At 53.8% G+C, this 19,694-nt stretch carries 12 protein-coding genes and 2 riboswitches; of the genes, 10 read left to right on the top strand and 2 right to left on the bottom strand.

Annotated elements, in window-relative coordinates:
- Positions 1-102: 102 nt before the first annotated feature.
- From ABV298_RS05695 to ABV298_RS05685, 3 genes are read left to right on the top strand one after another with little or no spacing between them, the layout of a single operon-like run.
- Positions 103-936, top strand: coding sequence for a TonB-dependent receptor plug domain-containing protein (locus tag ABV298_RS05695; protein WP_353721202.1), 834 nt, complete (start codon positions 103-105; stop codon positions 934-936).
- Positions 830-3,319, top strand: coding sequence for a SusC/RagA family TonB-linked outer membrane protein (locus tag ABV298_RS05690; protein ID WP_353721201.1), 2,490 nt, complete (start codon positions 830-832; stop codon positions 3,317-3,319). The genes ABV298_RS05695 and ABV298_RS05690 overlap by 107 nt, the downstream gene beginning before the upstream one ends.
- Before the next feature lie 11 nt (positions 3,320-3,330).
- On the top strand, positions 3,331-4,815 hold the full coding sequence (locus ABV298_RS05685) for a SusD/RagB family nutrient-binding outer membrane lipoprotein (RefSeq protein WP_353721200.1): 1,485 nt from the start codon (positions 3,331-3,333) through the stop codon (positions 4,813-4,815).
- 50 nt (positions 4,816-4,865) lie between these two features.
- Here the strand turns inward: ABV298_RS05685 and ABV298_RS05680 are convergent, their stop codons facing one another.
- Together ABV298_RS05680 and ABV298_RS05675 are read right to left on the bottom strand one after the other, a co-directional pair.
- Entirely contained in the window at positions 4,866-7,010 is a 2,145-nt protein-coding gene (locus ABV298_RS05680; protein ID WP_353723148.1) for a TonB-dependent receptor, read from the bottom strand.
- Positions 6,901-7,683 (bottom strand): hypothetical protein, encoded by a 783-nt coding sequence (locus tag ABV298_RS05675; protein ID WP_353721199.1) that lies wholly within the window; start codon positions 7,681-7,683, stop codon positions 6,901-6,903. The genes ABV298_RS05680 and ABV298_RS05675 overlap by 110 nt, the downstream gene beginning before the upstream one ends.
- Positions 7,684-7,786: 103 nt before the next feature.
- Positions 7,787-8,046, bottom strand: a riboswitch (cobalamin riboswitch).
- 74 nt (positions 8,047-8,120) lie between these two features.
- Positions 8,121-8,331: riboswitch (cobalamin riboswitch) on the top strand.
- 315 nt (positions 8,332-8,646) lie between these two features.
- Here ABV298_RS05675 and ABV298_RS05670 point away from each other — a divergent pair.
- The 7 genes from ABV298_RS05670 to cbiB are packed head-to-tail and all read left to right on the top strand — an operon-like array spanning position 8,647 to position 19,574.
- Positions 8,647-10,017 carry a cobyrinate a,c-diamide synthase gene (locus ABV298_RS05670; protein WP_353721198.1) on the top strand — a complete coding sequence of 457 codons (1,371 nt, stop codon included), beginning with the start codon at positions 8,647-8,649 and terminating at the stop codon, positions 10,015-10,017.
- Positions 9,996-12,293: a cobaltochelatase subunit CobN gene (locus ABV298_RS05665; RefSeq protein ID WP_353721197.1), complete on the top strand. Its 2,298-nt coding sequence runs from the start codon at positions 9,996-9,998 to the stop codon at positions 12,291-12,293. Before ABV298_RS05670 ends, ABV298_RS05665 begins: the two co-directional genes overlap by 22 nt.
- The gene (locus ABV298_RS05660; RefSeq protein WP_353721196.1) at positions 12,238-14,310 is read left to right on the top strand and encodes a cobaltochelatase subunit CobN; all 2,073 of its coding nucleotides are present in this window, start codon (positions 12,238-12,240) and stop codon (positions 14,308-14,310) included. The genes ABV298_RS05665 and ABV298_RS05660 overlap by 56 nt, the downstream gene beginning before the upstream one ends.
- The gene (locus ABV298_RS05655) at positions 14,307-16,160 is read left to right on the top strand and encodes a VWA domain-containing protein (RefSeq protein WP_353721195.1); all 1,854 of its coding nucleotides are present in this window, start codon (positions 14,307-14,309) and stop codon (positions 16,158-16,160) included. Before ABV298_RS05660 ends, ABV298_RS05655 begins: the two co-directional genes overlap by 4 nt.
- 19 nt (positions 16,161-16,179) lie before the next feature.
- A complete protein-coding gene (locus ABV298_RS05650; RefSeq protein ID WP_353721194.1) occupies positions 16,180-17,628 on the top strand; it encodes a cobyric acid synthase in 1,449 nt (482 codons plus the stop codon).
- A gap of 3 nt (positions 17,629-17,631) precedes the next feature.
- Entirely contained in the window at positions 17,632-18,654 is a 1,023-nt protein-coding gene (locus ABV298_RS05645) for an aminotransferase class I/II-fold pyridoxal phosphate-dependent enzyme (RefSeq protein ID WP_353721193.1), read from the top strand.
- Entirely contained in the window at positions 18,633-19,574 is a 942-nt protein-coding gene (cbiB, locus tag ABV298_RS05640) for an adenosylcobinamide-phosphate synthase CbiB (protein ID WP_353721192.1), read from the top strand. The genes ABV298_RS05645 and cbiB overlap by 22 nt, the downstream gene beginning before the upstream one ends.
- Positions 19,575-19,694 lie beyond the last annotated feature (120 nt).

Below are 19,694 nucleotides of genomic sequence, written 5' to 3'. Positions count from 1 at the left end.
CATCCGGTGCCGGGAGCACTGTGCCCACTCCGTGCTTCATCATTTTGCCCGCTCCCTTCGCAGGCAACAGATACCGTATTTTTTTACCAATCCATATATTCCATGAAAAATATCTATCAATTATGGTGCATGCTATTGCTGCCGGCAATGCATGCGCTCGCGCAGGAGAGGACGGTGACCGGCCTGGTGACCGCCAAGGACGACGGTACCGCGCTGGCGGGAGTGAATATCAAAGTCAGGAACGCGAACACCGGTACGCAGACGAATGTGAACGGCGAGTACTCGATTAAAGTGGCGAGCGATACCACGGCGCTGGTTTTCAGTTATATCGGTTTTGAAACCCGGGAACTGAAAGTTGGTGCGCACACGCGCCTGGATGTGGCGCTCTCCCAGGACACCCGGCAACTGGGCGAAGTGGTGGTGACCGCCCTGGGTATCAAAAGGGAGGAAAAATCGATCGGCTTCGGTGCCCAGAAGCTCGATGGCGGTGAGCTGAGCAATGTGCGCGAAGCCAACCTCGTCCATTCGCTTTCGGGCAAGCTCGCGGGTGTGCAGGTGGCGGGCAACACGGGCTCGATGGGCGGCTCGGCGAAGATCAACATCCGGGGGATCAACTCCATTTATGGTAACAATAACCCGCTTTTCATAGTGGATGGTATGCCGATGGAAAACCGGAATACCAATTCCCTCGAACAGCAGCGCGGTGCAGGCGGCTACGATTTTGGCAACTCCATCCAGGACCTTAATCCGAACGACGTGGAGAATGTAACCGTGCTGAAAGGCGCCGCTGCGACGGCCTTGTACGGAAGCAGGGGTTCGAACGGGGTTATTGTCATTACGACCAAAAAAAGGAGGGAAGTCCAAAAAGCCCAACCTGTCCTATTCGTTTGGTTACAATATCGACAAAGTGTACAAACTGCCCCGCTATCAGAATAAATACGGCGGCGGTTTCGAATTCGAAAAGCTCTATTACAGTGAAAATCCCGAGGCGTTCCCCGCCGACCGCAAGGGTACGTACGACGACAACGACGGCCTGGGGAGCTACGACCTGCTGCCGCAATATGCTACCGACGAGTCATGGGGACCGAAGTTCGAAGGGCAGCTTTACCGTCCCTATTGGAGCTGGGACAAGGAGAGGGGAAATCCCGATTTTGGCAAAGTGGTGCCATGGAAGGCTCAGCCGGATAATATCAGGAGCTTTTTCGAAACCGGGGGCACTTTTAACCACAACGTATCCCTGGACGGCGCCACCGACAAAGGTTCGTACCGCATTTCGTATTCCAATCTCGACCAGAAATTTATTCTGCCCAATTCCAGACTCGTCCGTCACAATGCGAGCATCAACGCCAGCTACGAGGCCATCAAAAACCTCACTATCTCGGGCTCGGCCAATTTCGTGACGCATTCGGCGAAAGGGAGGCCGGGCACAGGTTACGGCGACGACGGGGCTAACGTCATGGTGCAGTTCACGCAATGGGGCCAGCGGCAGATCGATTTTGACAAAATGAAGGAATACCAGTTGCCCGACGGCACCCAGCTCACCTGGAACCGCAGCTCGTGGTTTAATCCCACACCCCGGTTTTCGAACAATCCTTATTGGGTGCGGTATAAAAACTATGAGACGGACGGCCGGACGCGCGTGTTCGGAAACCTCGCCGCCAGCTACAAACTGGCCACAGGCTTAACCGCCGAATTGAAATACATGACGGATACTTATTTCGAAACGCAGGAGGAAAGGGTGGCGATCGGCTCGCAATATACCTCGCAGTACTGGCTCAGTAAATACGCACACCTGGAAAACAACATTCAGGGATTGCTGTCGTACAACAGGTTGTTTGCCAGGGACTTTTCCTGGAATGCTAACCTGGGCATTAACCAGATGACGCGCTCCGGCTCGACGCTCATTTCGAAAACGGTGGACGGGCTCAGTTCGGATGTGTTCAGTCTGGAGGCTTCGATGGGCAGGCCGGATATTACGGATTTGAAGAGTAAAAAGCGCATTAATTCGGTATTTGCGGCCTCTTCATTGGGTTATAAAGACATATTGTTCCTGGATCTCGGTGCGCGTAACGACTGGTCGTCGACATTGCCTGTGAAGCATAACTCCTATTTTTATCCTTCGGGCTCCGTGTCGTGGATCGCGTCGGGGCTTATCGATGCCAACTGGCTGAATTTTCTGAAACTCCGCGCGGCGCTCGCGCAGGTAGGTAACGACACCGACCCTTACAACACGGTTCTTTCCTACCAGCTTTACCAGCCATTCGGCACCGACTCGCGGGTGTCGGTGCCCAATACGTTGCCCAACCCGGACCTGAAACCGGAGATTACTTCGGAGTATGAATTCGGTACCGAAATGAAGGTGTTTGATAATAGGCTGGGAGTGAATGTGTCGTATTACAACCGTCGTACCAGAAACCAGATCATCCCGCTCAGCCGCTCGGCTGCTACGGGTGCTACCTTTAAATACATTAATGCCGGCCTGCTGGAAAACAAAGGCATTGAAATCAGCCTGAACGCATCGCCGGTTTCGGGTGAGGATTTCAGGTGGGATGTAACGCTCAACTGGGCGAAGAACAAAAACAGGATCGTTCGCCTGACGGCCGACCAGAAAACGATGGTACTGGCCAGTGCGCCGTTCGCCGTGCAGCTGGAAGCGCGGGAGGGAGAGTCGTTCGGTTCCATTGTAGGTTACGATTTTGTATACAATGAAAAAGGGCAGAAAGTAGTGAATGAGGACGGGGTTTACCTGCGTTCGGACGAACAGAAAGTGCTCGGCTCGGTACTGCCTTCGTTTACGGGCGGGTTGATCAATGCTTTCCGTTACAAAGGCTTTAATTTATCTGCGTTAATCGATTTTCAGAAGAGCGGCAGCTTTTTCTCCACCACGCAGATGTTCGGTCGTGAAACAGGTATCCTCGAAGAAACCGCCGAAGGCAGCATTCGCGAGGACGGTATCATCGCGGAAGGTGTGAAGGAAGACGGCACACCCAACGACGTGGTGATCGATGCCCGCGACCATTTCAGCAGCAATGGAAACGGTGGCTACAATATCAACGCTATCGACGTGATCGACGCGAGCTATATTTATTTACGCGAGATCAGTTTCGGGTATAACCTTCCCGCCGGCTGGATTTCCAAAACGCCTTTCAGCAAAGTACGGGTATCGCTCGTAGGCCGGAACCTGTGGCTTATGAAGTCGAATTCCCAGCATGTCGACCCTACGGCTATTACCAATTCTATCACCAACTGGCAAGGGCTCGAAGGTGGAGCATTGCCGTCTGTTCGCTCTATGGGCGTGAATGTTTCTTTTGGATTTTAATGAAAACAGCTATGAAAAATTTCAGGAAAATAACCATTGCATTGCTGCTGACTTCGGCGATGGCCTGCACCGATGGCTTCGAGGAAATGAACAAAGACCCCAACCGCGCGGAACATGCCACCTCGGCACAGCTGCTGACCAACGCGCAATTCAACTTCTCCACCAATATCAGCGACGAGTGGAACAACGGCCGGTTCGGGATGTATTACGCGCAATACTGGTCCTCGACCTACTATTCCGACGAAAGCCGCTACCAGATCAGGGAGAGCACCAACCAGATCATGTGGAACACCTTTTACACCGACGTGCTCAACGAGTTGCAGGAAGCGCAAAAGATAGAAAGGGAGTCGCGATGGCCCGGCTACAAAAACCGGATCGCCATTGCGGAGATCGTGAAGGCTTACACCTACCATTTTCTGACCGACATTTACGGAGGGCCTATTCCGTACACCGAGGCGCTGAATGCCGATGATGTTACGCCCGTTTATAACACCGGCGAAGAGGTATATGCGGGTTTACTGGCCACTTTGGACGAGCAGGTAAAGCTGTTGAACGCATCCGAACCCAGCTACCTTACCGGCGATGCGCTATACGGCGGCGATGTGAATGCCTGGAAACGTTTTGCCAACTCGCTCCGGCTCCGCATTGCATTGCGAATGGCGGACGTGAAGCCTGCCGAAGCAGCGGACGCCATCAAAAAAGCGCTTGATCCGGCCAACGGAGGTATTATCGCTACACAGGAGCAAAGCGCGCTGTTCCGTTGGCTTCCTTCGCCGCCCAACAACAACCCGATGAACCAGGCATTCAAGATACGGGTCGATTTCTCAATGTCGAAGCCGTTTATCGATTACCTCAAACAATATGACGATCCGAGGCTGCCTGTATTTGCCCAGCCGCTGTTGAATTCCGGCAACTATGTGGGCGAAGCATACGGGCTGGAAAGCGGCGATGCCAGCTCTAATGGCGATCCGACCCTCGTGAGCTTGCCTGCCAACTATGCCGTCGGTGCAACGGCCCCGACTATCTGGCTCGATCTGGCGGAAGTAAAATTCATGCTCGCCGAAATCCTGGCCCGCGACCTGAAAGTGGGGCTCACCGGCACTGCCGCACAGTATTATCAGGAAGGTATCGCTGCGTCCATGCGCTTTGCGGGCGTGCGCGAAGAAAACATTGCCGCCTACCTCAAAAAAGTGCCCTACAATACCGCGAAATGGAAGGACTGCGTCGGCTCCCAGAAATGGATAGGAATGTACACCCAGGGCATCCAGGGCTGGCTGGAACGCCTCCGCCTCGATTTCAGGGACCCTAATACCGGCAAGGCCATCTTCGCCCTTCCCGCCGACGGGTCCCTCGACCCCGACGTAACGGACGTCTCCCGGCGTATGAGCTACCCGCTCGTAGAAGCATCGCTCAACGGTACGCATTACCGGACGGCGCTCGAGAAGCTGGGAGGGAGGAATAGCAAGGGCGTGAAGAATTGGTGGGATAAGTACTGATTGATAACAAATTACCCCAATCGGTTGGTAAAACCGATTGGGGTAATTTGTTAGAAACGCTTCATATACCGAACCGATAATGCCCTTCCGGACAGATTGTAGCCCCGTTTTTCGTAGTAATTTTCGTCCGTGACATTGTTTAGTTTCAGGGCAATGGTGTGACCGCCCGTAATTTTGAACTGGGCAACGAAGTCAAGCACCATGTACTGCGGATATTCGATTTCAGGATTGGCCGGATCGGTATAATCGATATCTTTTCTTGTCCCGATCGCCCTGCCGGAAAGGCGCAGTTGCAGCCACTTCAAATTGTCGTAGGCCAGTCCGAAATTGAAAGTATTGCGGGCGACATTCTGTATATCACGACGAACCTCGGAGGCGTCGGTACCGACGATGAGCTCCCTGGCTTTAATTATGGAATTGCCGTTCCAGAATGCTTTTAAAGAATAGCGGTAATCGCTCTTCGCCCCGAAATCGTAGGAAATCTCGGTTTCGATGCCGCAGATTTCCGCATCGGCCGCATTCACGAATGTGGCCCTGGAAGTGATTATATCCCCATTCCCCAAAGGCTCGTTCACGGTTTTGATGATCTTGGCTATGCGGTTGTCGACTTTGGTGGTATAAAACGTCACATTAGCTGCGAGCCCGGATTGCGGTTTGTTCAAATCCAGACCCAGGTCCCAGCTCAGGCTGCTTTCGTTTTTCAGATCGGGATTACCGGCGGTGACGGCAATACGGCCCCTGGAATCGCGGATTTCGTTGTAACCGGCTACGCTATATGCATCGGTTGTAACGAACGCGCGGCCGATATTAGCTTTCACGCGTAGCGAAGGCATAAGCGCGTAAGTAATGCCGAGACTGGGGCTTGCGAATGGCGTTGTTTTCCGGCCCGCCTTATAGGTGGGTAACAACGGTGTTTCGCGGACGTCGAATGTAATGTGATCCAGACGAATACCCGGTTGCAGTGTCAGTTTACCCGCATTCAGCAACGCCTGTCCGAAGAATGCGCTCGAAATGAGGGCGTACCGGGGCTGGGTAGGTGCGCGCTCGGTAGTGTCGTTGTTCCAGCGGCGGCTGTCCGTGGATGCGTCGAGGTAATCGTAACCCAGTATCACCGAATGCCGGCCCACTTTCCAGACATCCTTTACCTGAATACCTTTCCATGCATTATGCCCCTGCGCGGAACGGAACGGCACCACCGGTTTGCCGGACACATTCTGTGTGTAATTAGCCGTATTTTCTTCCGCGGCATAAACCTTCACGCCCGGGCTATGCCGACCGATCCGTCCGCTGATCGAAACGTCCAATGACTGCCGGTCGACGTCCTTGGTGCTGGCTTCCGTGCTCCCCGACGACAGTTCTCCCGGCGATTCCACGTCCCTGGCCTGGAACTGTTCCCCGCGCACATCCACACGCCAGTGGTCGTTGATCTGATAACCAAGCCGCAACGTGCCTGAAAAGTAATGCAGTTTTGTAAAAGGCCTTCGCGTGCCGTCGCCGCTGGTTTCGTCGGTTTCGACGGCGGGGCGGTCGTTGTAGTTTTTGGTTGCGTGTTTGTAGCCAAATGCATTCCGAAGCCAGTTGTCCTTCCCGATTTTGTAATCCTTCGATCTTTCGAGATAGCTGAAACTCAAATCGTAATCGAGTTTGGAAGTGATGTTTCCGCCCGTATTGACGCCGGCCTGCAACGTTTTAAAACTACCGTATTCCACAAAAGCATTACCTCCCGGCGCACCTTTGGAGCGTTGCGTGACGACATTAATCACGCCGCCCATCGCCTGTGAGCCATAGAGCGACGATGCCGGGCCTTTCAGCACCTCGATGTGGTCGATACCATTCAGGTTGATCTGAGACAGGTTCGTAGCGCCGGCGGGACGGCCGTCTATCAGGAGCAGCGTCCGCTGGTTCAGTCCCGAAAACTGGGGCCGGAAGCCCCGGATACCGATGCCGGACGAAAGATTTGGATATTGAATGACGTCCACCGCCGCCGTCTTCCGCACGATGTCTGTCAGATCGGCGGAGGGTGTCATTTCAATATCTTCCCGGGAAACGAGGTCGAGCTTCTGCGCTATCTTTTCTTTTCTGGTTTCAAAACGTGTCGCGGTAACCACGACCGGGTCGAGCAATTTGCGGCCCGACGAATCGGCGTTGTTTTCCTGGGCCAATGCCGTAGAAAATGCCGTGAGGGAAAGCAGCATTCCGGCGAGCGGAATGCGGGGAATCTGATAAAATTGGGTCTGCATTACTAAAATCGGAAGATTCATAAAGAGTTATTGCCCCGATCAGGATCGAAAATATGCCCACGAGGTAGTTGACGATCGTCGGGAAACGTTCGCGTTTGCCGGCAAAACGGCCGATGGAAAATGCGAAAAAGTAGCCGTAAGCCGACATGGACAGGATAATACCTACGCTTTGCAGGACAATAATCCATATGGCCGTCACGGCGTCGCGCGCGGCGAGGGTAAGCGCCACCGCACATGCCCCGCCCGTACCAGCGAGGCCATGCACCATCCCGACCCAGAATGAACGGCTTACCCGTCGGCCTTCCTGACCGGCGGCGGCGTCCTTCCTGAAGTTCCTGCGGATGGCCAGCAAGCCCAGCCATATCATGAGCGGCCCTACCACCAACTCGACCTGATCGGCGACCCGCAGCGATAAAGTGGATTTAAGCAACAGGACGAGAACGGCAAATAAAATCAGCGTAAATGAATGTCCTAACGCCCAGTGCGACGATCGCCAGATGAGCTTCCAGCGTTGCGCGGGGCTTTTGTTCTCTTCCGTCGCCAGGACGGAAACCGCAGCCATATGGTCGGGTTCGAAGGAATGCTGCACACCCAGGAGCAGCGAATCAAGGAGCAGATAATGAATCATTTAGATTTCCACATAAATTAAAAAATAACTTATGGGGAGAATGCAGGGAGTAGCGTGGCCGCCATGCAGCCTGCCGTTTCCTCTTGCCTTTCTTCCCGAAAGCAAAACCGGATCATTCAACGGCAGGTCTTCTGGCTTGTTCAGATCGCTGGGCCTTCCCGGAAGTAATGAGTGAATGAGACAATGAGTGAATGTTTCGCTATTGAAAATATTCACTCATTCACACATTCGCTCATTCGTGTTCCAGTGGCATCAGCCAGGATCTTGATATGGTGAACTTACAGCAGCGGGTACTGCTCCGGATTTGCACCGGATTCCCTTTTAATCGCGCCGGCGGCGCGAACCGATGAATGCGCAAAGCTATGGTTTTTTGATGGAGATAAACACAAAAAACAGGCGAATTACCTAACTTTACGCCAGAAAAAGTTCTTTAACATACTTCTCCAACAGGAAAGGGTATTGCATATCGATGCAGTCCAGGGGAATCGTCGGAATCACCCATTTGGTGAAAATCACGAGCTGTCGCGCAACTGTGAGGGTGATAATTTTGAATGATTGAATGACTGAATAAAATATTCGGTCATTCAATCATTCAGTCATTCAAAATTATCCCAAGCCAGAACACCTGTCCCTTCCTTGTTGACAATGCTTTCGCGGTATGAAGCAGGGTCTGATTTGGATATTCGTCGGGTTTTCGCCCGATTACCGGGTGTATTAATGCCCGGGAATGCCTTTCTGTTTTTCTGCCGATTATTTCGTTCGACCGGTCGGCGCATCTCAAATTCTGATATTCCGAATGCCCTGCTGCCGGGAGGGCCGTGACTGCTGTGGATGATGTTTCGGAGCCCCGGTTATTGGCCGGCCGGGAAGCGTTTGGCTGGTTTTGAGCGTTTGTTTTTGCCATAATCGGAAATAGTAAGGGTTTAGCCTGAAAAGAGTAAGTATCTGAAATACAACCACATTGTGAACAACCCGAAATCCAGCTTTCTCATTTCAGCGCCTTCGAGCAGTTCGGGCAAGACAACCCTGACTTTGGGCCTTTTGCGTGCATTACGGAATCGCGGGCTGGCGGTACAGCCGTTCAAATGCGGGCCGGATTATATCGATACCATTCACCATTCGGCAGCGGCGGGGCGGCCCTCCCTGAACCTGGATACGTTCATGGCCTCGGACGCCCACGTGCGTGAGGTGTATCGGCATTACGCGTCGCGAACGGACGTGAGTGTGGCCGAGGGCGTGATGGGGCTTTTCGACGGAGCCGATAAAATGCGCGGAAGCAGTGCCGAAATAGCGGCTTTGCTCGATATCCCGGTGGTGCTGGTAATCAATGCGCAGTCGATGGCTTATTCGGCGGCACCGCTGATTTACGGTTTGAAGAATTTCGACGCCAGGATACGGGTCGTTGGAGTGATTTTCAATTTTGTAAATACCGGATCGCATTATCGGTTTTTGCAGGACGCATGCGCGGATGCAGGCGTGGAAGCTTTGGGGTATTTGCCCAAAAATGAGGCGTTATACATTCCATCAAGGCATTTGGGCCTGCATATCTCTGCCGGAACGGACTATGAACAGATTATCGAAGGGCTGGCGGAAATGATCCCCCGAACGATCGATATCGATCGCTTGCTGCAAATTGCGTGTTTTGGTCATTGTTTTGAAAGCCAGGACGTTGTATGGCCTCCGGCGCACTCGGGGCTGTCTTATGGCAAATCTCCGAACCTGCGCATAACGGTTGCGCGCGACGACGCTTTTACCTTTTTGTATCATCAGAATGTGGAGGTTTTGAAGGCATTCGGGAAAATAAGCTGGGTCAGTCCGCTGAAAGACGTCGCATTGCCCCCGACCGACCTGCTGTATTTGCCCGGCGGTTATCCCGAGCTGTTCGCGGAACGGCTGTCGGAAAACCGGTCGATGCGCGCAAGCATTCGTGATTATTGCGAAAACGGGGGGCTGACCTATGCCGAATGCGGCGGAATGATGTATCTGGGAAAATCGATAGAGACGGATTCCGGAAGCATTTTGGAGATGGCGGGCGTGCTCGATTGTGAAACTACTTTACAGGGAGCGAAAATGACGCTGGGCTATCGGACAATGTATTGGAGCGGACTGGAAATCGGCGGTCACGAGTTTCATTATTCCAGTTTCAAAAGCCGGAATATACACGTCGAACCCGCGCAGATCGCTAATGCGCGGGGAGTGCCGGTTGAAACCGGTTTTTTCAGGTGCCGCAACACATTCGCTTCCTACGTACACCTTTACTGGGCCGATAAGCCCCAATTTATTCAATACCTTATCAACAAATCCCGAAGCCAATGGACGGACAGTCTGCGATGAAACGTCAACGCGTAACCCGTTCGGACGGGAAATCCATTAACCTGGTGCAGCGGCGGGGCCACCTTTCGTATTGCTATAATGCGTGCTGCTGCGGACGGACCGATCGCGGCTATGCGCCGGTTCCGGTTGGATTGTACAAGAGCGAGTGGCTGCGGCGGAAACTGCGGAATGTGGTGCATATGACCAAAGGTGGCTGCCTGGGGCCGTGTACGCTGGCAAATGTGGCTACGCTGCTGTTCGACGGGCATTCGGTGTGGTTTCATTCCATTAACTACGAGTGGCAGATCATCGCGATTTTTGATTATATCGAAAGTATGGTCAAAGCCGACCGGTACCTGGTGCCGCCGGCGGACCTGGCCGAATATGTATTTCAATTTTATACCTGGAAGGGGTCCGGAGCCTTCACCGAACTCGGGCAAACCGCCCTTCCGGCGGACGGGATCGTCTTCCTCACGCACGCGGATACCGACTTGCTTACGCTCGACCGCGCATTGCAACTTCTGCCGGACGATTTTCCCAAAACAACCGGCATTGGCCTGACGGCGCTCAGGAGCGAGGAGCAAATGCAGCAGCTTTTACAACGGGAAATCGGGGAGGCTAAAATCATAATAGTCCGTATTCACGGGCGACTGAGCAGCATTCCGGGTTTCAATGAACTGGTGAAAAGGGCTGGCGAGCGGGGGCAACATTTCATCGTCGTGAGCGGCACAGGCGAGTTTAATCCTGAATTCGCGGCGGTGTCAACGGTTTCTCCGGCGGTTTTGCACGAAACACTGGCCTATTTGCAGGCGGGAGGGTACAATAACCTGATCGCGCTTCTCAGCTATCTGTCGGATCATTTGCTCATGACCGGCTTCGGTGCCGACGCACCGGTACATTTGCCCGAGCACGGCATTTACCATCCCGATTTGCCCGAATATGCCGACCCGACCGATTGGCTGAAATACCGCGACCCTTCATTGCCAACGATTGGCATTACTTTCTACCGGGCACATTGGCTCAGCGGTAATACCGCCTTTGTGGATGCGATGATCCGTTCGCTGGAAGACAGGGGCGTGAATGTGCTGCCCGTTTTTACGTCGTCGCTCAAATCCATCGATCCGCAAACGGGCAAGCCGCAGGCGTTCGGCTATTTCAGGAGGGAAGCAGGAATGGGGATCGATGTATTGGTCAACACTATTTCCTTCGCGATGACCGACCTCGGGCCCGCCGTGCAAAGCAGCGAACCGCCCGGTGCATTGCTGGATTTGAATGTGCCTGTGTTGCAGGCCATCACCAGCGGGATGAGCCTTGGGCCGTGGGAATCGTCGGCCCGCGGGCTGAACCCGCTTGATACCGCGATGAATGTGGCCATCCCGGAATTTGACGGCCGCATCATTACAGTACCGGTTTCTTTTAAGGAGAAAGGAAAGGAGGTTCGTGGCTATATTCCGCTGGAAAACCGGGTTGAGCGAGTTGCCGGTTTGGCTATTCGTTTTGCGAGATTGAAATATTTGAAGAATGCCGATAAAAAGGTGGCATTCATTTTGACGAATTCCAATACCAAAGCTTCCCAAATCGGGAACGCAGTGGGACTCGACGCGCCCGCATCCTTGCTTCTTATCCTTGAAGCGATGCGGGACGAAGGTTACAGGATCGACAACCTGCCAGCAACGGGTACCGAACTGATCCATGCATTGATAGATCTCTGCGCCTACGACGCCGATTATCTCACAGCCGGTCAGCTAAGCCGGGCCGCTGCGCAAGTTCCGGCCGACCGATACGAAGACTGGTTTAGGGATTTACCCGAGCCTGTCCGTCAGAAAATGTTGAAACAATGGGGTCCGCCACCGGGTGAAACCTATGTGCACGATGGCCGCATTGCCCTGGCGGGCCTTGACCTCGGGAACGCATTTGTGGCTTTGCAGCCCCCGAGGGGTTACGGCATGGACCCCGACGGGATTTACCATCAACCCGATTTGCCGCCGACGCACCATTACCATGCATTGTACCGCTGGCTGCGCGACGACTGGGGCGCCGATGCGATCGTGCATGTGGGCAAGCATGGCACGCTCGAATGGCTGCCGGGCAAGGGAATAGGGTTATCGGAGAATTGTTACCCCGATGCTTTTCTGGGCGATTTGCCGCTGTTTTATCCGTTCATCGTCAATGATCCAGGAGAGGGCTCGCAGGCCAAGCGCCGTGCACATGCCGTGGTTGTAGATCACCTGACACCCCCCCATGACCTCCGCCGATACCTATGGCGAGCTGGCACAGCTTACGCAGCTGGTCGATGAATATTACCAGGTAGAAAGCCTGGACCCGTCCAAATTGCCCTTGCTGCAAAGACAGATATGGGATTTGATCCGTCAGACCAACCTGGACGCCGATCTTTCCGCCATGCTCAGCCGCGACCACGGCGACCACAAGCATGACTGGGATGACGAAATGACGCCGGAAGGCGTGCCTGTAAGCCTGGCGGAAATGGATGGGAAAGACATCGCGCACCTGATTGAAGATATCGACGGTTACTTGTGCGAATTGGGAGCTGCGCAAATCCGGAATGGCTTGCACACATTGGGGCAAATGCCGGAAGGCGAAACGCTGATCGATATGCTGCGAGCGCTCACAAGGTTGCCAAACGGCCCCGTTCCCGGTATGCTGGCGACATTGGCAGTTTTGTATCAACTTGATACTGAAATGCTTCATCAACGGAAAGGACGTAAGCTGGCTGCCACCGACGCCCTCACGGACTGGGCCGGACGCCCCATTGTGACCGGGGCCGACGCATTGGAAGTATTGGACGAAATGGCGGGGCATCTGATCCGGCTTTTTGAATATTACAGGTTTGATAAAAAGATGACAGACCGTGTGATATTCGAATCGCTCCATCGCGACCCCGCATCGCCGGGCTTGACGGACCTTCGCACAATAATGACTTTTATCGCGGAAGAAATCGTTCCTAATCTGGCACGCACCGACGAGGAGATCACCAATCTTCTGCACGGGCTTTCGGGCGGGTACGTACCGGCGGGTCCGAGTGGTGCGCCTACGCGCGGAATGGCGCATATCCTGCCGACAGGGAGGAATTTTTACGCTGTCGATCCAAGGGTATTGCCTTCGAAGGCTGCCTGGGAAGTAGGGCAGCAGCTCGCCAAAGAGGTGCTCGACAGGCATTGGAAGGAAACCGGGCACTATCCCGAAAGTGTCGGCATCAGCATTTGGGGAACGAGCGCCATGCGGACACACGGCGACGACGTGGCGGAGGTGTTGGCATTGCTGGGTGTACGCCCTGTTTGGCAAGCGGAAAGCCGACGGATCACAGGTTTGGAAATAATACCGCCCGCTCAGCTGGGAAGGCCGCGCGTCGATGTGACGACGCGGATCAGCGGGTTTTTCAGAGATGCATTCCCACACCTGATCGAGTTGATGGACGAGGCAGTGCAGATGGCGATCGCGGCGGACGAACCATTGGAGGAAAATTTTGTAAAAAAACACTATTTAAAAGAGCTTGCCGAGTTGCAAAAGGATGATACATACGCTGTCGAGGAAGCGGAAGAGCGGGCTGCCTATCGTATTTTCGGCGCTGCACCGGGAAGCTATGGGGCCGGTATTCTGCCTTTGATCAACGAAAGGAACTGGGAAACCGACGGTGATTTCGCCCAGGCCTATATCAATTGGGGAGGGTACGCGTATTCCCGGAACGCACAGGGCGTGGACGCCCGTGACGAGTTTACACGGCGGCTTACCGGGGTGGAAGTAGCCCTTCATAACCAGGATAATCGCGAACACGACCTTTTCGACAGCGACGATTACCTGCAATTCCACGGCGGCATGATCGCTACGATCCGTAACCTCACAGGCCAGCAGCCAAAGCATTATTTGGGCGACTCGCAAGATCCGGCCAAACCGGTTGTGCGGGATTTGAAGGAAGAAACGCTCCGCGTGTTCCGTTCGCGTGTGATCAATCCCAAATGGATCGAAAGCATAAAAAAACATGGCTACAAAGGTGGTTTGGAGCTCACCGCCACGGTCGATTATCTCTTCGGTTACGATGCCACGGCGCATGTGGTAGACGACTGGATGTACGAAAAAGTGGCCGGAACCTATGCTTTGGATGCTGATATGCAGCAATTTTTTGAAGAGAACAACCCCTGGGCATTACAGGCCGTCACCGGGCGGCTGCTCGAAGCGGCGCAGCGCGGACTTTGGGAAAGGCCGTCGGAGGAAACGCTGGAAGGTTTGAAAAATTTGTATCTGAAAAGCGAAACTTTGCTCGAATCCAGGGCCGACCAGACACCAACTTTGAAATGAATACCGAAACGATTTTATATCCTTTTTCCGCGATTGTCGGGCAGGATGATCTGAAAAAAGCATTGCTGTTATGCGCCATCAATCCTGCAATTGGCGGTGTGCTAATTAAGGGTGAAAAGGGCACGGCAAAAAGCACGGCGGTGCGCGGTCTGGTGCAGGTAATGCCGGCGCTGGCCTCCGGCGGAGCCGCGGTGCCGTTCGTGGATCTGCCTCTCGGGGTGTCTGAGGACCGCCTGCTCGGTAGCCTGGACATCGAAGCAATCCTTTCCGGCAGGACAAAAAAACTACTGCCGGGCCTGCTCGCGAGCGCGCATGAGGGCATTTTATATATCGACGAAGTGAATCTGCTTGCCGACCATCTGGTGGATGTTTTGCTGGACGTTGCGGCCTCGGGGATCAATACCGTCCAGCGGGAAGGATTGTCGGTAAGCCATCCGGCGCGGTTTGTGCTCATCGGAACCATGAATCCCGAAGAAGGAAACCTGCGGCCGCAGTTCCTCGACCGTTTTGGTTTGATGGTGGAAGTAGGCGCACCGGTCGACGCCGGCGTGCGGACGGAAGTGGTGCGCAGGCGCATTGCATTCGAGGCCGATGCCGCGGAGTTCGCAAGCCGGTGGGCCGATAACCTGGAGGTAATCAGAACACAGGTGAGCAAGGCTCGGATGTTACTGCCGGTCGTACAAATGCCCGACGGACTTTTGAAAATGATCAGCCAGTTGTGCATTGAATGGGGTGTGGGTAGCCTCCGGGCCGACATCGTTATGTATAAAACTGCCGTAACGATCGCGGCGTTTAATGGGCGCACTTTGGTGACGGCTAATGATATACGCGAAGCGGCCGGGCTTGTACTGACGCATAGAAAAGGAAAAAAGACCGTTCCGCCGCAAATCCGGCAACCTTCGGAGGAAAGTCCTGAAATGCCGAATGGCGAACAAACACATCGGGATTCCGACATTCCGGGGCAGGGTGAAACCGATAGCCCGGCGGACGGATGCGGCGAAGAAAATTGTGATGACAATCCGCATGAACAGATAGCGGATGTTGATTTTGGAATGAATGTTCCGGAATTGAATGGTAACCGCCGCATCGAACGGGCGGACCTGCCGGATGGCCGCAGTGCGAGAGCCGGAAAAACCGTCACCGGGCTCCACGTAAGATCGGTCAAAAGTGGCTCCGCTGCCGATATTGCCGTTACAGACACTGTTTTGCATGCACTGAGCCGCAATCCCGATGCATTGCATATCGGAAAAGCAGATTTACATCAAAAGGTGCGAAACGGCCGGGTCGCACATCTGATTCTTTTTGTCGTGGACGCATCGGGCTCGATGGCAGCGGGCAAGCGGATGGAGGCGGTAAAAGGCGCGGTGATAAATTTGTTGCAGGAAGCGTATCAACGGCGCAATATGGTGGGGGTTATCGCATTTCGCGGCGTGGAAGCGACGATTTTGCTTGAACCCACCCGGGACATCGAGGCGGCCGGGGAAGCATTGAGACTGCTGCCCACCGGTGGGCGTACGCCGTTGCCGCATGCATTGCAGCTTGCAGAAGAGACGTTTTCCCGGCACACGGGAAGCGGTACGATACCTTTTCTGGTGATTCTGAGCGATGGAAAGGCCAATGTGCCTTTGCCGGGAGCGGATGGCGATGCATGGTCGCAGTCGCTGTATCTGGCCGGAAAATCGGCACATCGGGCGTTGGTGCTGGATACCGAGAGCGGTTATGTGCGCTATGGCAAGGCAAAGCAGCTTGCGGAGGCGCTCGAGGCGGATTACCTGCCATTGGAAGACCTTTCCGCCTGGTCGATTACGGAAACCGTTTCAGCGCGATTACTTAATTCAAGAAATGAATAGCAGGAAATTACGTCCGATTATGTTTGTCGGGACCGGTTCCGATGTTGGTAAAAGCGTAATAACAGCGGGCTTTTGCAGGATATTCAGGCAGGACGGGTACCAACCGGCCCCTTTTAAAGCGCAAAACATGTCGCTCAACAGCTTTGTGACGGCCGATGGGCTCGAACTGGGACGTGCCCAGGCGGTACAGGCCGAAGCGGCGCAAATACCCTGCGAGTCGGATATGAACCCGGTGCTGCTGAAACCCACCAGCGACCGGTCGTCGCAGGTGGTGCTGAACGGCAAGCCGGCAGGCAACCAGTCGGCTTACGCGTATTTTATGGCTAACGACAGGCGGGAGCTCTTTTCCGCGGTAAAGGAGGCCTTCGACCGCCTTGCCGGCAAATATTCCCCGATTGTGATGGAGGGAGCGGGCAGCATTTCAGAACTTAACCTGAAACACAGGGATATCACCAATCTGAGGATGGCCGCACACGCGCGGGCTGCGACCTATTTGGTAGCGGATATCGATAAGGGTGGGGTCTTTGGCAGTGTTTATGGTACGATCGCGCTGCTTACAGAAGAAGAACGCGCTTGTATGAGGGGCATTATCATCAATAAATTCCGGGGCGACGGACGGTTGTTCGAAGACGGCAAGCGAATGCTCGAAGACCTCACGGGGTTGCCAGTCGTGGGTATTTTGCCTTACTTCAGGGACATTCACATCGAACAGGAGGATTCTGTTTCGCTTGAATTAAAACACCGGTCGGCGGTGGAGGGCAAAGTGAATGTGGCCGTGATCCTGTTGAGGCGGCTCTCCAACTTTACCGATTTCGACCGGTTGGAAAAGGACCCGCGGGTCAATTTGTATTATACCAATGAACCTTCCGAAATAGCGAAGGCGTCGGTCGTGATCATTCCGGGAAGCAAAAATACCATTGCGGATATGCTTGTCGTCAGAAATAGCGGGATCGCAAAGGCAATCTACGACGCGCACAAGGCCGGGAAAACGGTGATCGGTATTTGCGGAGGATATCAGATGCTCGGCGAAGCCATTCTGGACCCCGATCATGTGGAAGGCGAAATAGAAGCATTGCCCGGGTTAGGCCTATTGCCCGTCCGAACCGTTTTAAGGCCGGATAAAACCACTTTGCAATGCACTTTCAGGTTCAGGGAAGCGGAGAAAATGTGTTCGGGTTATGAAATCCATATGGGCGAAACAACCGCATCGAGCGCCGGCACGCCGGTGGCTACACTTTCGGACGGACGCCTGGACGGTTTCTACCGCGATGCACGCACCTGGGGCACGTATTTGCACGGAATTCTCGATAACGAAGTGGTGATCGAAAGCATTCTGGAACCTTACACGACTGAAAAGACGTCTCCTTTCGACTATCGGCAATTTAAGGAGCAACAATATGATAAGCTCGCCGACTTGCTGCGGGCGAATATGGATATGGATCTGATTTACAAAAGTTTGGAGGAATAGGATATGTTGCACGGGCATGGCGACGACGGTTACCGGTATGGAACCACGATTGTTGCGGATTTCAGCACGAATGTCTGGTACGGAGGAGAACCGGCGGGGTTGAAGGAATATGTTTTTGGAAAATGGAACGAGGTCAACCGGTATCCTGAGGTGCTGGCCGAGAGCTTGCTGGAGAAGATCGCCGTCCATCACGGCCGCCAAACCGGGGAAGTAATGGTTTGCAGCGGCACGACGGAAAGTATTTACCTGCTTGCCCAACTTTTCGCTGGGAAACGCGCGACGATCGTTACTCCTACATTTTCGGAATATGAGGATGCTTGCCTGGCGTTTGGGCACGACGTGAGGAGCATGCCATGGCAGGAAGCGACGGTGCTGCCGGGGGTGAAAAGCGATGTGGTGTTTATCTGCAGTCCCAATAATCCGACCGGACTGCTATTCAGGGACTTGCAGTATTGGCTCAGATTGAACCCGCAATGCCTTTTCGTTGTCGACGAAGCTTTTATCGATTTTACAGAAGGCGAAAACTCGGTTGTACCGCTGCTGGACCGGTTCGCCAACTTACTGGTAATGCGCTCGCTGACGAAAACTTACGCGATTCCCGGCCTCAGGCTAGGTTACGTCCTTGCGCGCGGGGAGGTGATAGATCAACTGATGAATATCAAACAACCCTGGACGGTAAATACGCTGGCGATTTCGGCGGGCCATTATATTTACGATCATTTTGCCAACGTACAGCCACCGGTTTCCCAACTTTTACATAATAAAAGAACGTTCGTTCAAAAATTGCAGGAAATAGAATGCCTGGAAGTGGGTGACAGCGATACGCATTTCTTTCTTGGAAGAACGTTGGTGAGGAATGCCTCGCAGCTCAAAGATTTTCTGCTGGAAAAATATGGCTTTCTCATACGCGACGCAGGCAATTTCCGGGGCCTGACGCGACAGCATTTTCGTATCGCTACCCGGAGGCCGGATGATAATCAGCAAATGTTCGACGCATTAAAGGAATGGCAGACACTTTACTACTAGTCCTGCCGCTGATTGCCGGCTACCTGCTCGATCTGTGGCTCGGCGATCCCGATCATTGGCCGCATCCCGTGCGGGTTTTTGGCAACGCCATCGCCAAAGGGGAGAAACTGCTGAACCGCGGGCGTTTCAGATTCTGGAAAGGTGCGATGTTAAGCGTGGCGCTGGTATTATTGGTATTCGCATTTTTTTACGGACTCAATGCGCTACTTTTCCGTGTGTCAGCATTATTATTGATTATCAATAGTATCTGGGTTTACTTCGGGCTTGCCAACCATTCGCTGATCGCCGAGGGGCGTAAGGTTTTTTCGGTGCTGGAAAACGAAGGTCTGGAAGCAGGGAGGAAGCAACTCTCGCGCATAGTCGGGCGGGATACCTCAAAACTCGGTCCTCAGCAGATACGCATAGCTGTGCTGGAAACCATGTCTGAAAACCTGAGCGACGGTGTGATAGCCCCGCTATTTTATTATGCTGTCGGGGGAGTGCCGGGTATGATGGCTTACAAGATGATCAACACGATGGATTCGATGCTCGGGTATCGCAGCGAACGTTTCGAATGGTTCGGGAAATTCGCGGCCAGGCTCGACGACCTGGCGAACTTCGTTCCGGCCCGGCTGACGGCCCTTTTGATGGTTTTGGTAACCGGAAGCAAGCGGGGACTTATGTTCGTATTCAAATTCGGCCCGATGCATAAAAGCCCTAATGCGGGATATCCCGAAGCTGCATTGGCCGGTATCCTGAATTGCCGCTTCGGCGGCCCGAACGTGTATCACGGGACGGTGGTTGCGAAACCGTTCATCGGAGAGAGCGACCGGGAGATCGGAGCGGCGGATATCCGGCGGGCTGTATTGGTCAATCAAAGGTCATGTTTTATAATGGTATTAATTGTGACAGTGATTATCCTAATTTCCTGTCCCGCTTGATCTTTTGAACGGATCCTGGTGAAACTTTTACCAAACATGCGATCTCCTCGACAGCGAAGAAGGTTTCTCTCAGTAGGTCATTGAAGCCTATCGTCTCGCTTCATGAACGCGTGTGTGAAA

It is taken from the genome of Dyadobacter sp. 676 (assembly GCF_040448675.1).
Classification (GTDB): domain Bacteria; phylum Bacteroidota; class Bacteroidia; order Cytophagales; family Spirosomataceae; genus Dyadobacter.
This window is presented reverse-complemented; position numbering and strand designations above follow the sequence as displayed.

What these genes read in the sequence shown, in the direction of transcription:
- ABV298_RS05695 (WP_353721202.1), top strand. Translation starts at nt 103, where the DNA reads ATGAAAAATATCTATCAATTATGGTGCATGCTATTGCTGCCGGCAATG.
- ABV298_RS05685 (WP_353721200.1), top strand. Translation starts at nt 3,331, where the DNA reads ATGAAAAATTTCAGGAAAATAACCATTGCATTGCTGCTGACTTCGGCG.
- ABV298_RS05680 (WP_353723148.1), bottom strand. Translation starts at nt 7,010, where the DNA reads ATGCTGCTTTCCCTCACGGCATTTTCTACGGCATTGGCCCAGGAAAAC.
- ABV298_RS05675 (WP_353721199.1), bottom strand. Translation starts at nt 7,683, where the DNA reads ATGATTCATTATCTGCTCCTTGATTCGCTGCTCCTGGGTGTGCAGCAT.
- ABV298_RS05665 (WP_353721197.1), top strand. Translation starts at nt 9,996, where the DNA reads ATGGACGGACAGTCTGCGATGAAACGTCAACGCGTAACCCGTTCGGAC.
- ABV298_RS05660 (WP_353721196.1), top strand. Translation starts at nt 12,238, where the DNA reads ATGACCTCCGCCGATACCTATGGCGAGCTGGCACAGCTTACGCAGCTG.
- ABV298_RS05655 (WP_353721195.1), top strand. Translation starts at nt 14,307, where the DNA reads ATGAATACCGAAACGATTTTATATCCTTTTTCCGCGATTGTCGGGCAG.
- ABV298_RS05650 (WP_353721194.1), top strand. Translation starts at nt 16,180, where the DNA reads ATGTTTGTCGGGACCGGTTCCGATGTTGGTAAAAGCGTAATAACAGCG.
- ABV298_RS05645 (WP_353721193.1), top strand. Translation starts at nt 17,632, where the DNA reads ATGTTGCACGGGCATGGCGACGACGGTTACCGGTATGGAACCACGATT.
- cbiB (WP_353721192.1), top strand. Translation starts at nt 18,633, where the DNA reads ATGGCAGACACTTTACTACTAGTCCTGCCGCTGATTGCCGGCTACCTG.